Here is a 13,557-nt window from a genome sequence, read left to right as displayed (position 1 = left end):
TAAAAGAAAAATTGTAAATATAGAGGCTAAATAATAAGTAATGAGGCATTAAATCATGCTGTTTAAAAAATCTGCTTTTATAGCCACTTTATCTACTCTTGCTATATTTTGTTGTGTCGGTTCAGCACAGGCAATTACATTCAAAATGACTACAGGAATAGCAAGTCCCGACGGTAAAACAGACCAAGGTGCCTGGTCTGAGTTTTCTGGGCTTTCGGATTTCAAAACGGTTGACTTCAATAATGGCCAACTACCAACTAGTGGGTTTGCTAAGTACTCACTAGTTGGTAATGCTAGCAGCAGCGTTCGAGCAGATATGTGGGCTCCAGTTGGGCCTAATGGGGAGAAAAACACATCTAAATATTTAGCAATTTTTGAGGGTCAAAATGCTGTCATTGAATTGGATGATTATCTAAACTACTTTGCTATCAATTGGGGTGCTGCTCACTCAGGTAACATTTACTCCTTCTATAATGGCGACACGCTTGTGAAATCCTTCTCGACTACCGATATTGATCAAGCTGGTGGTTTTGCTATCTACTCTTCTTTGCATCCAGGTAACAACGAAGCAGGTGCCAAATTAGTTAACAATAAATACTATCAGGGTAATGGTTACGTTCACTTTTACTCAGAAAGCAGCAATGATATTTTTAACAAAATTGTGATCTCACAAGTTGGAGGGGGTGGATTTGAAACTGACAACCACTCTTTTCATAAAGGAACAGGAAGATTTACAGGCTTTGATCCTAAATCTGTGCCTGAGCCGAGTATGGCTTTAGGTATTATGGCTGTAGGTGGTATCTTCTTATGGAAGCGTAAAAATCAAAAATCTGTACACTATAAGTAATAGGCTTGAAGAGAAATAATCTGGGAGTTCCTTACTCCACCACTTTGCATAGACTTTAATTATTACTTGAGTTATAAACTCGTGAAATGAGAAAATAAGGGGCAAACTAAGAAGTATGTCCCTTAATTATCTTTCTTATGCAGAATCTTGAAAAAGCCCAAGCAGAGTACGAAAATTTTATTCACCAGTTTCAAAGCGTTATTATCAGTACAGTGAATACGCAAGGAGTACCAAATGCTAGTTATGCTCCTTTCGTCATGGATGAATTTAAGAATATTTATATTTATGTCAGCGAGCTTTCGACTCATACTCAAAACCTTTCTGCTAATCCTCGTGTCAGTGTGATGTTAATTGAGGATGAAAGTAAAACAGAGCAAATCTTTGCCCGTTGTCGTTTAACTTTTGATTGTATGGCAACTTTAATAGAACGGCAGACAGATGCATGGCAGGAAATTGTTTATCAATTCCAAGCTCGTTTTGGTGAAATTATTGATATATTACGCGATTTAGCTGATTTTCGGATTTTCCAACTCACTCCTCAGCAAGGACGTTTTGTAACTGGTTTCGGAGCAGCTTACTCTATTAGCAGCGATAATCTTAGCGAATTGAAACATATTACAAGAAAATAAGTAAGTTTGTACAAATAGAAAATAATTAGGTTTGTACAAATAAACTTAACTTTTATAATCTTAACTTCGTAAAGCATTAAAGAAGTCGAAATTATTGCTGCTCACGAATGATTTAAGATTGCTAGATCTGGGTATTTTAAGAATAGATGTGTATAAAAATCCCATGTTCAACCCTAGTAGGCAATTGATTAAAAATTTTGCAGTGGTACCTGCACTGATATTTTTGGCATTTCCCCTACGGACAATAGCTGTAGATCCAGGAGCTTGTTTTATGGTTAATTCCTCTGGTAGAACCATAAGTTTAGGAAAGCTTTGTGGTGTAACTCCTGTAGATAGTGGAGTAATTCGGGTTCCGATTAAACGCCGAATTGGTAGGACTCCTGTTGTGAATGTTACATTCAATGGAAGCCAAACCTTTGAGATGATTTTTGACACAGGAGCTAGTAATACGCTGATAACGATGAGAATGGCTAACGCTTTGAAATTAAAAGCTATGGGAACAGTAGAAGCACACATAGCCGATGGTAGCAAAGTACAATTTTTAACGAGTGAGGTAGAGTCTATAGCCGTTGGTAGAGCTGTAGCCAATAACTTACAGGTGGCGATCGCCCCAAAAGCTAGCGTTGGACTGTTAGGACATGATTTTTTCAGCAATTATGACGTTAAAATCATGGAAAAAGAACTGGAATTACGTCAACGCTGAAGTTTTTGTATAGTTTATGAGAAAGAAGATGCGACTGTTAGTCGGTGGAATAATTTTTAGCCTCGGATTTTTACCATCGCTAGCACAAGCACAAAAGCAAGTATCTGATTACCAAGTTTCTGCAATGGTAGAAGCATTGCGACTAGCTGCACCAAAAACTGATACCATCAACGATGGGCTTTATAGCGCATGGCAAGTTAAGCCAGAAACTCTCAAAAGCTGGTCAAAATATTGTTTGAAAAAAGAAGTGACACCAACACAGTTTGAAAACAACCCTACTCTGGCAAGACAAGTTGTTTCATGCATTATGCGCCGAGAGTTAAACAATCAGTATTCTGCTCATCAAAATAATGAGATTGCTGCTGTGCGTGGGGTTGCTTGTTGGTGGATGACTGGCAACTACACAGGCTGCAAAAATGGTTTTACTGGAGCCTACGTGCAAAAAGTAGTTGGTTATTATCAGCAGCAGCGCTCCAAACCAGTATCCAACACTTCCCAAGTAAAATCGTAATTTTGACTTTTCTGTAAAAATTCCTCTAGCGATCGCAATCATTGATTAACTTGGCGATTACTTCGTCTCTTACTTGTTTGTCTTTGATTTGACTCAGAGCTTGGGTAATTGCAAAAGTGGCTTCTGCTGCCTTTTGATATGCCAGTTTGATATCTGCATTTGCTTGCTCGCTCATAGTCTTTATGTTAGTGACTCAGCACATATTATTATCTAGACTAAGCTAGAAGATAGTAATTTTACTTCATCCTATTGACTCGCCCGATCGGGTGAATCTAATCAGGGGGCAAGTATAAGACAATAAAAAATTTTGCGAGCTCCGACTATGGAACAAATACCTGGCAAGTGGAACCTCCAAGGGCGCATTGGTTTAGTTATACAAACACAACTGCGTTTACGTATCTCAATATAGCCTGCGTGTTGCCGTAGGCTAGCGGTTTCCAAAGGGTAGGCAGGCTTTGTCCGTTTAGCCCAGATTCTAGTCTGAGGGCGATCTCAAAAATGCTTCTAAATCTGGTATATTTACCCAATTTGATGTTTCATTCGATTCATATGATAAATCCATCAATAGCTGAGAATAAACTCCTTCTTGCAGGGATGGTGTTATTTGCTCACCCTTGGTAATTCCTTGAACCCATTGATCTACTACTCTAATAAAAGCAGAAATACGACCATCGGCATAATTTTTGGGAAAAAGGAATCTGTTGGGAATTTCTATTTCCGTTAACGGTTTACCAGGTTGGGATGCCCAAACACGGAAGCCATGTATGTAATCTTTTTGATTTTCGCTGCCTAACACTAAAGTACCGCGATCGCCATATACTTCTAACCAATGAGTTCGTGGTGCATATACTACCGCACTGATGGAAACTTGGCAGGGTGTACCATCTGCTAATTCCAGCATCAACATACAGGTGTCATCTGTATTGACTGGCTTGAAATCGCCTGTGCTGGGATCGCTACGCTGGGGTATTGCAGTACTAAAATGGGCGCTTAATCTGCGTATTGGCCCAAATAGCCAATTAATATAGTCAAAGGTGTGAGAACCTAAAGATCCCAATGCACCTCCTCCTTTTTCTTTTTGCGAATACCAGTTCCAAGCCCTTCCGGCATCAGCGCGAGAAGAACCTAACCAATCAATTCTAATTAGGCGTTTATTGCCGACATACCCTTGTGATAACAGTTCAGCAAACAACTGCCATCCCGGTACAAACCGAAATTCAAAATCTACAGTAGCAATTACACCTTTTTGTTTTGCTAGCAAGTAGAGTTCTTTGGCTTCAGTGGTATTTAGGGTTACAGGTTTTTCTATTAACACGTGTTTCCCAGCTTGTAGAACTTGCTTTGCCATTTCATAATGCAAAAAAGGTGGAGTGGCAATGCTGACTGCTTCCACTTCGCTTAAGGAAACAATATCTGCAATTGTGTTACAGGCGTGGGGAATATTGTGTGATTGAGCAATAGCTTTGGCTTGATCCAAGTCTCGATGATAAACAGCAACTACTTGGGTGTGAGGATGTGCCTGGAATCCAGGAATGTGGACTTTTTGACCAAATCCTGTGCCGACAACTGCAACACCAATTACATCCTGATTGACCATAGATTTGATTGTTCTGCGTAGACTAGTCTATAACAATCTACACCTTTATTTGCACTAACTATATGCAATTGCTGTTTGTCCTATAACTTCGGGCGATCGCACTCTCAAACTCATGCGATCGCACTGCACACTCAAAAAAGGTTGCTTGAAACCCAAACTTGAAAATGGACTGTCTACTGGAACTTCTAATTTAGAACTAATTAACCCCAAATTTGATTCTAGTTCAGCAATGAAAGTCAAAAGTTCAGAATTTTTAGCACTAAAACTAGATCCACCTAGCCACTGTCGCCACGCAAATAATGGCTGATTATATTTCAAACTACAAAGTATTTGATTGTTTTGACTTACAACAACGCTGTTATCTTTTTCCCAAGTAAACTGGGCTAATTCCTTCGGTAATCCCCAAATTTCTCGACCGCCAGCCACAGAATCAGGATTATCTACATAAATATGGGAAACCCAACCACCTACTGCACCTCGATCACCCACAAACGCGGGTACAACAATTAACTCACTGTACTCCAGTTCAGACTCGGAACCATAATAGGACAAATATATACCACCTACCGTTTTACCAGGCCATACAGAAATTATTTCTAATTCGGAGGGGATGAGGTGACGCACTCGGTCAATATTTAATAGATGTAAAGAAATGAGTGCATAACCTTGTAGTATCCAAGGTGCTGGAGGATAAGACATTAGGAATTGCTAGTAGTTAATTATTGTGAAAGGCGCAAAGCCTTGCGCCCAGCGGAAAGAAATTGCTAGCAGTTAGTAGTTTTTTTAGCTACTAAATACTGTAAAGGCAGATTTAAAAGATAAATCATCGGTTGCAACCGAAATATCATCAACAAAACCCGCCTTTACTATCCACTATCACTAACCATTAACCACTTTAAAACCTAAACTAAAAAAAAATGCCCACCCTAAGATATACCTTTCGGATGAAACATTTAGAAGTAAAGGCACAGCAATTGCCGTACCTCTACTATTTTATTTGCTTTCAGTAAAATCAGCGTCAATTACATCGTCACCGCCACCACCAGGAGTGGAAGTGCCATCCTCGGTAGTACCAGTACCAGCACCAGGAGCAGCACCACCAGCTTGTTGATAGATGTTGCTACCAACGGCGAATAGTGCCTGTTGCAATTCTGGCATCAACTTCTTGATTTGCTCGTCATCTTCTTTGGTGATGGCATCGCGCAGATCTTTTACCAAACCTTCGACTTTAGTCTTGTCAGCGGCATTAACTTTATCACCCAAGTCTTGTAATTGTTTCTCGGCTTGATATGCCAGAGAGTCGGCTTGGTTCTTACGATCAATTTTTTCGCGACGATCTTTGTCAGTAGAAGCGTTTTTCTCAGCTTCGTTAACCATCCGCTCAACTTCAGACTTGTCGAGGGTAGAAGCACCAGTAATGCTAATAGACTGTTCCTTACCAGTTCCTTTATCTTTCGCAGTAACGTTCAAAATACCGTTGGCATCAATATCGAATACAACTTCGATTTGGGGAACACCGCGTGGTGCAGGAGGAATACCGTCAAGGCGGAAAGTACCAAGGCTCTTGTTGTCAGAAGCCATTTCTCGTTCACCTTGGAGAACGTGAATTTCGACATTGGTTTGCCCATCCACGGCAGTAGAGAATACTTCCGACTTCTTGGTAGGAATAGTAGTGTTACGGGGAATAATCTTAGTCATAACGCCACCTAAGGTTTCTACACCTAAAGATAACGGTGTTACATCTAACAGTAAGATACCCGTGACATCACCAGCAAGCACACCAGCTTGAATAGCAGCACCAACTGCTACAACTTCATCAGGGTTGACGCTTTGGTTAGGATCTTTACCGATTACCCGCTTCACTAACTCTTGTACTGCGGGAATGCGGGTAGAACCACCGACTAAAACAACCTCATCAATATCGTTTTTGCTTAACTTAGCGTCGCGAAGTGAGTTTTCTACAGGAATGCGGCAGCGATCAATTAAGTCAGAGCAGAGTTCTTCAAATTTGGCACGAGTTAGTGTAGTATCCAGGTGCTTCGGACCATCCTGAGTAGCAGTAATAAATGGTAGGTTAATCTCTGCTTGGGTGACGCTAGAAAGTTCGATTTTAGCTTTTTCTGCGGCTTCAGTCAGACGTTGTAAAGCTTGTCTGTCTTTACGCAGATCGATACCTTCTTGTCTTCTAAATTCTTCTGCTAAAAAGTCAACGATTTTCTTATCGAAATCGTCACCACCAAGGTGAGTATCACCAGAAGTAGATAGTACCTCAAACACGCCGTCACCTACTTCGAGGATAGACACGTCAAATGTACCACCACCAAGGTCAAATACGAGAATGGTTTCGTTACTCTTCTTGTCTAACCCGTATGCCAAAGAAGCTGCGGTAGGTTCGTTGATAATCCGCAAAACTTCAACACCAGCAATTTTTCCAGCATCTTTAGTAGCTTGACGCTGAGAATCATTGAAGTATGCCGGAACAGTGATTACCGCTTGAGTTACTTGCTCACCCAAATATTTGCTAGCATCCTCTACTAGTTTGCGGAGAACTTGTGCTGAAATTTCTTCGGGAGCAAACTGTTTACCGGCAACAGGGCAATCTAACTTAACATTACCGCTGCCATCCCGCAGCACCTTATATGATACTTCTGTTGCTTCATGGGTAATTTCATCAAATTTACGGCCAATGAAGCGTTTGACGGAGTAAAAAGTGTTTTCCGGGTTCATCACCGCTTGTCGCTTGGCGATTTGTCCCACTAAGCGATCGCCATTTTTAGCAAACGCCACTACAGAAGGTGTTGTCCTAAAACCTTCTGCGTTAGCAATAACCGTGGGCTTACCACCTTCCATTACTGCTACGCAGGAGTTTGTTGTACCTAAGTCAATTCCAACTACTTTTGCCATTGTCAGCGCTGGCTCCGTATAACTACAAATGAATGAGAGTATAAAGGCTGGTTTTTGAACTAACTGGATTTAGAAAGCAGCCAGTCCAGCATCAATACCTTTGGTTTTACTAAGGTTAAAACCCAATACTATGCTGATATATATACTGAGCCTGTGTAGCCAGTCCATGAAGGGTGGTTTTCCGAACCTTAGTAAGGACGGTTATGCTTCATGTTTCCAGTCGGCTCATATAAATTGATTTGCTTTCACTGTGTCTAATGTATGAGAATTAATACTGTCAGGGTTGGGGGTGAACCGTAACGCTGTGGTGGTGTTTGCCGTCTTATTAGGCATCACAGAGCTACAAAGAGCGTAATTCTACGAAATCAAGCATCAACTCAACAACTCAACTTTTGTAATGCAGTAATGCGTCAGGCTACTCTCACACTATGACAATGTCCATCGAGTCAACGTTAAAAGTTGCTTGACTAAAACTTCCCAGTAAGTGATCGCCAATCTTAACTATTCTGCATTAACTCTTATAATTGAGAAAACTCTGCGTGCCTCAGCGTTTCCTCCGCGTTACTTTGCGTTGAAACACCAAACCTCGAAACCAAAATAACAGCGGCAATTACAAACAACCAAAATGCTAGTCTAATACCAAAATTAGTATTAGACTGCAAATACTGAGAACGTATATGTTCTAAATCTCAACTTTCATATCCAAAGTACGTACCAAAAAAGCCCACTTATCTGCTAATTCTTCAATCATCTTAGTTGTGGGTTTACCAGCTCCATGCCCCGCCTTCGTCTCAATTCTAATTAACACTGGCGCATCACCAGCATGAGCGGCTTGCAGAGCAGCAGCAAACTTGAAACTATGTGCCGGAACAACGCGATCGTCGTGATCGGCAGTAGTGATTAAAGTCGCTGGATAAGCTGTGCCAGGTTTGAGGTTGTGCAATGGCGAGTAAGCATAAAGTGCTTTAAACTCTTCCGGGTTTTCCGGCGAACCATACTCAGAAACCCAAGCCCAACCAATAGTAAATTTAGGAAAACGCAACATATCCATCACGCCCACTGCTGGCAACGCCGCAGCAAACAAATCAGGGCGCTGAGTTATGCAAGCACCGACTAATAATCCGCCGTTGCTTCCACCCCCGATCGCTAATTTTGCAGGTTTGGTGTAGCCATTGGCAATCAACCACTCAGCAGCAGCGATAAAGTCATCAAACACATTTTGCTTTTTCAACTTCATTCCCGCTTGATGCCATTCTTCCCCGTACTCACCTCCGCCCCGGATATTAGGAACGGCATAAACACCACCCATTTCCATCCACACTAAATTACTAACAGAAAAAGCTGGGGTGAGAGAAGCATTGAAACCACCATAACCGTAAAGGTAGGTGGGATTATTCCCATCTAATTTAATACCCTTTTTGTGGGTGATAAACATCGGCACTTGCGTGCCATCTTTGCTGTTATAAAAAATTTGCTTTGTTTCGTAATCAGCAGGATTAAAATCTACATTTGGCTGACGGAAAATTTCACTTTTGCCGCTCACCATGTCATAGCGATAAATAGTTGCTGGTGTGGTAAAGCTTGTAAAACTATAAAAAGTTTCGGTGTCATAGCGTTTGCCACCAAAACCTCCTGCCGAACCAATACCGGGTAATTCCACCTCGCGTACAAACTCGCCATTGAGGTTAAAAATTTTGATTTGGCTGTGAGCATCTTTGAGATAATCAGCAACAAATTGGTTATTAATAATGCCAACACTTTCTAAAGTTTCTGCTGCTTGCGGAATAATTTCTTGCCTATTTTCTAAAGCAGGTTTTTGAGTGTCAATGGCAATTAATCGTCCACGTGGAGCATCTAAATCAGTGCGGAAATAAAAGACATTCCCATCATTATCAATAAAACCATAATTTGCTTCAAACTTGTTAATCAGTTCTATTACTTCTGAATTTGGATTAGTTAAATCTTTGTAGAAAACCAAATTTTTAGGATCTGTTCCCAGCCAAACCGAAATAATTAAATACCGTCCATCTTCTGTAACACTACCATCAAAGCCCCATTCTTTCTCATCAGAACGATGGTAAATTAAAACATCTTCAGATTGGGGTGTACCCAAACGATGATAGTAAAGCTTTTGATAGTAGTTAACATCTGCTAATTTAGATTTTTCATTCGGCTCGTCGTAGCGGCTGTAGAAAAAGCCTTTATGATCATTTGTCCACGATGCACCAGAGAATTTAATCCACTTTAGATGGTCTTCTAAGTCTTGGCAAGTTTCGATATCGCGTACTTTCCACTCTTGCCAGTCAGAGCCAGCAGTAGATAAACCATAAGCTAAAAGCTTACCATCTTCGCTAATTGCTAATCCCGAAAGAGCTACAGTGCCATCTTCAGAAAGAGTATTGGGATCGAGTAGAACCGTTGGTTCTTCGTCTAGAGATTTGAGGGTGTAAAGGACGCTTTGATTTTGCAGTCCGTCATTTTTAAAGTAAAAATAGCGCTCTCCTTCTTTAAATGGAACGCTGTATTTTTCATAATCCCACAGCTTGGTAAGGCGTTGTTTAATTTTTTCCCTAGCAGGAATTTCTTCAAGATAGCCAAAAGTAACTTTGTTTTGTGCCTCCACCCAAGCTTTAGTTTCTTCTGAGTCTGGATCTTCTAACCAGCGGTAAGGATCTGCCACCGGAGCGCCGTGGTAACTGTCTACTTGATTGCTTTTGCGGGTAGATGGGTAGGTGAGAGGTTTTGCTGCTGGCATAGTCTGGAATGGAAATCTTCTTTGTACATGGTACTGAGAAGATGAAGTCTTGGAGCGATCGCTTGGTAGAAATAATCTCATACTAGGAGTCGCCAACCAGGAACATACTAAAATTGTTGTCAAAAAAAATACTAAAAATAGTCGCGAACCAAAAAGTAATTTAATCATCAATTGCGTTCATGATTGGAATTTTGATTGTAAATTCGCTTCCCCCACCTAGCTGAGAGTTTACTTCCAATGTACCGTTGTGTTTTTCTACAACGATTTGATGAGCAATTGATAAGCCAAGCCCAGTTCCTTTGCCAACAGGCTTTGTGGTAAACAACGGCTCAAATAATCTTTGTTTAACTGATTCTGGGATACCTAAACCATTGTCAGCAATGCGAATTACAACCCAACTATCAGCATCTATCTCTGTTGTAATCTGAATCTGGGGGATTGGATTGCTCAATTTATCAAGCTTTATGGCTTCGTCAAGGGCATCAATTGCATTTGCCAGAATGTTCATGAACACTTGATTCATCTGCCCTGCATAGCAGTTTACCTCTGGCAGTGTGCCATAATTTTTGATGACTTCGATGTGGGGGCGATCGCCACTAGCTTTGAGACGATGTTGCAAAATCATTAGCGTGCTATCAAGTCCTTTGTGCAAATCTGCAAGGATTTTGACATCTTGATCCGAGCGCGAGAAGATGCGCAGTGAGATAGAAAGATTCTCTATTTGCTCCGTGCCTAGCTTGAGTGAGTACAATATTCTTGCCATGTCTTCGAGAGCAAATTCTAGATCCAAGTCCTTAACAGCACTAGTAATTTTAGCTGTCGGGTTTGGATATTCTTTTTGATATAGTTGCAGAATCTGGGTGACTCCTGCAATGTATTCTTCTAAGGGTGGAATATTATTAGCTATAAAGTTGATGGGGTTGTTAATTTCGTGGGCAACTCCGGCGATTAACTCTCCCAATGTTGATAGTTTTTCTTGCTGCACCAATTGAATCTGAGCTTTTTGCAAGGCAGCAGTGCGATCGCTCACTTGCTGCTCCAATGACTCAGTAAGTCGTTTCAGTTGCAAATGTACGCGTACTCTGGCAAGAATTTCCTCTTGTGCAAAAGGTTTAGGAATATAATCGACTGCACCAAGGGAAAATCCCTGAGTTTTGCTGCCTGTATCCGCTAAGGCTGTAGTGAAAATTATTGGAATGTTTTGGGTAACAGGATTAGCTTTGAGACGACGGCAGGTTTCAAATCCGTCAATGCCCGGCATTTGCACATCCAGCAAAATTAACTCTGGTTGATTACGTTCAACTTGAGCGATCGCACTTTCTCCATCAACCGCAATTCGGAACCGAAAACCAGCATTGCTGAGAGCTTCGGAAAGAACGGATAAGTTGGTGGGGTTGTCATCCACAATTAAAATGAATCGGCTGTCTAAGGTTGTTGCCATAATATGTCTAACTTGAAAATGGGTGTGGGGGTGTAAGGGTTTAGGGGTGTAGAAAGAGTCAAATTTTCATGCCTGGCGGTGAAACTTGTTTTATAGCGACTGCCTTCTACTTAATGGATGTATTGCTTAATGAAGGTTTCTAGGCGCTTGACTTGAAAATTGCTAGCAAGCTGCATAACTTGCTGGGCAAATAGAGTCAGCTTCTCATCGGATGCAGATAGTTGCGGAGTCATTTCTTGAATTTTTTGAATATCGCCATTCTGCACCAGGTTGAGTAACTGCTGTAAAATCTCGTTGGCAGGAGCGATTATCTCTGCTGGATTATTTGAACTGGCAAAATTTGCTTTTGTCTGTGTCTCTATCTTATTGTCATGTACCCATTCCAATTGCAAATATTTTCGCAGCAATTCCAGCAGCGTTTCAGCTTCTATAGGTTTCGGTAGAAAGGCACTCGCTCCAGCATCAATACTTTTATATTGATCGGTTTCAAACACGCTAGCAGAAGAGGCAATTACAACAATTTTCTCGAATTGGGGAGACTGATGCAGACGATTGATTAACTCAAATCCATCCATAACAGGCATCATCAAGTCTGTAATAATTAAGTCTGGCTTGTGGGCGATCGCCTGCTCTAATGCTTCCTCACCTTGACTCGCTTCCACTAAGACAAATCCAATTGGCTCTAATAAATTGACAAGCACCGAGCGGTTTTCCCATTTGTCATCCACCACTAGAACGGTTCGCTTTTCCCCTCGATAGCCAATAACTGTCCCCTGTCGCATCACTCTAGAAGTCTTAGCCCAGTCTTTGGATTCCTGCAATTCCACCTCAAAGTAAAAAGTGCTGCCTTTGCCTGACTCACTTTCCACCTCAATTTGACTGCCCATTAACGAGACAATCTTTTGGCTAATTGCTAATCCCAAACCTGTACCTTCAGCTTGTCGTTTCCGATCTCCTACCTGTTCAAAGGGCTGGAAAATTTTTTTGAGTTGCTCGGCACTCATGCCCACCCCAGTATCAGCCACTTCAAAGCGAATTTTGTAGTTTGTAGCTTGTTGCTTTTGACTTGCGAACTTAACCTTGAAACTGACACTGCCCTGCTCGGTAAATTTAATCGCATTACCAAGTAAATTAATGAGAACTTGGCGCAAACGCTTTTCATCAGTACGAATGCCCACAGGTAAATCTGGTTCCAGTTCGATGTGAAACGCGATGCTTTTTTGTTCTGCGCGGATGCGGCAAATTTCTGTCACACTATCTAGAAAGGCAGGAAAGTAAAAATCAACAGGATTTAGCTCCAATTTTCGAGCTTCAATTTTGGAGAGATCCAGAACATCATTAATGAGAGTTAATAGATGGGAACCGCACTGCTGAATGATTTCTACTCCTTTGCGCCCTTTATTGGTTAGAGGTTCCGTGCGTTGGAGGATCTGCGTGTAACCCAAGATGCCATTAAGGGGTGTGCGTAGCTCGTGACTCATATTCGCGAGGAATTCGCTCTTGGCTTGGCTGGAGTTTGTCGCAACTTCTTCTGCTTGGCGTAGCTCTTGCTCAATTCGCTTACGCTCAACAATTTCACTGGCGAGCGATCGGTTGACAACTTCTAACTGGGCAGGGCTGGGTAGTGTCAGAGCTTGTGGGATGAGATTAAGTAACGCAAACGCCGTATATATTGAAATAATTGCAGTAAAAGCCTTGAGGATACCTGCAATCCAGTAATTTGGATGCCATAGTGTCCAGATCTCCATCAAGTGGCCAGTACCACAGGCAATAATAAAAGCACCAAACAACAGAAAGACTCCATAGAAAGGAACATCTTTGCGTTTGGAAATAAAGTAGATAAGCAAGAAGGGGATTGAATAATAAGCAAGAGCGATCGTGGCATCAGCTACAATGTGAAGCCAAACTAACCCTGTTTTCCAGAGATAACAATGCCCGTGGGGGATGAAACCTTTTGAGTGCAGGGAGAAACTTAACAATTTCAAGATCATGGTGGGGAGCGCTGGATATGCAAAGGATACTTACAATACCAGTATTCCCAAATAACTGGGTAGTAAAACGCACTAGAAATACTTAAACCTGTGTCAGATGTGTCAGAGCGATCGCCTCCGTGGTATTAAGAAAATCTATCGAACAGTTCGAGTCGTAGCACTCAACTCTTATAACTGGT

General features: G+C 41.4%; 11 protein-coding genes. 4 read left to right on the top strand and 7 right to left on the bottom strand.

Annotated features, from left to right (window positions below):
• Positions 1-55: 55 nt before the first annotated feature.
• From U2718_RS11345 to U2718_RS11330, 4 genes are all read left to right on the top strand, one after another.
• Positions 56-847, top strand: a complete 792-nt coding sequence (locus U2718_RS11345; protein WP_342003059.1) for a PEP-CTERM sorting domain-containing protein — start codon at positions 56-58, stop codon at positions 845-847.
• A 137-nt stretch (positions 848-984) separates the two neighbouring features.
• Positions 985-1,476, top strand: coding sequence for a HugZ family protein (locus tag U2718_RS11340; RefSeq protein ID WP_342003060.1), 492 nt, complete (start codon positions 985-987; stop codon positions 1,474-1,476).
• A 163-nt stretch (positions 1,477-1,639) separates the two neighbouring features.
• A complete protein-coding gene (locus tag U2718_RS11335; protein ID WP_342003061.1) occupies positions 1,640-2,179 on the top strand; it encodes a retropepsin-like aspartic protease in 540 nt (179 codons plus the stop codon).
• A 28-nt stretch (positions 2,180-2,207) separates the two neighbouring features.
• Positions 2,208-2,690: a hypothetical protein gene (locus U2718_RS11330; protein WP_342003236.1), complete on the top strand. Its 483-nt coding sequence runs from the start codon at positions 2,208-2,210 to the stop codon at positions 2,688-2,690.
• Positions 2,691-2,715: 25 nt separating this feature from the next.
• Here U2718_RS11330 and U2718_RS11325 read toward each other — a convergent pair whose 3' ends face one another.
• The 7 genes from U2718_RS11325 to U2718_RS11295 form a co-directional block, all read right to left on the bottom strand.
• Positions 2,716-2,865, bottom strand: coding sequence for a hypothetical protein (locus U2718_RS11325; RefSeq protein WP_342003062.1), 150 nt, complete (start codon positions 2,863-2,865; stop codon positions 2,716-2,718).
• Between the two features lie 300 nt (positions 2,866-3,165).
• Positions 3,166-4,287 (bottom strand): Gfo/Idh/MocA family oxidoreductase, encoded by a 1,122-nt coding sequence (locus U2718_RS11320; protein ID WP_342003063.1) that lies wholly within the window; start codon positions 4,285-4,287, stop codon positions 3,166-3,168.
• A 54-nt stretch (positions 4,288-4,341) separates the two neighbouring features.
• Positions 4,342-4,986, bottom strand: a complete 645-nt coding sequence (locus tag U2718_RS11315; protein WP_342003064.1) for an acetoacetate decarboxylase family protein — start codon at positions 4,984-4,986, stop codon at positions 4,342-4,344.
• Between the two features lie 294 nt (positions 4,987-5,280).
• On the bottom strand, positions 5,281-7,191 hold the full coding sequence (gene dnaK / locus U2718_RS11310) for a molecular chaperone DnaK (protein ID WP_342003065.1): 1,911 nt from the start codon (positions 7,189-7,191) through the stop codon (positions 5,281-5,283).
• 682 nt (positions 7,192-7,873) lie between these two features.
• A complete protein-coding gene (locus tag U2718_RS11305) occupies positions 7,874-9,946 on the bottom strand; it encodes a prolyl oligopeptidase family serine peptidase (protein ID WP_342003237.1) in 2,073 nt (690 codons plus the stop codon).
• Between the two features lie 160 nt (positions 9,947-10,106).
• A complete protein-coding gene (locus U2718_RS11300) occupies positions 10,107-11,387 on the bottom strand; it encodes a sensor histidine kinase (protein WP_342003066.1) in 1,281 nt (426 codons plus the stop codon).
• 110 nt (positions 11,388-11,497) lie between these two features.
• The gene (locus U2718_RS11295; RefSeq protein ID WP_342003067.1) at positions 11,498-13,378 is read right to left on the bottom strand and encodes an ATP-binding protein; all 1,881 of its coding nucleotides are present in this window, start codon (positions 13,376-13,378) and stop codon (positions 11,498-11,500) included.
• Positions 13,379-13,557 lie beyond the last annotated feature (179 nt).

This window comes from Chlorogloeopsis sp. ULAP02 (genome assembly GCF_038404745.2).
GTDB lineage: Bacteria > Cyanobacteriota > Cyanobacteriia > Cyanobacteriales > Nostocaceae > Chlorogloeopsis.
This window is presented reverse-complemented; position numbering and strand designations above follow the sequence as displayed.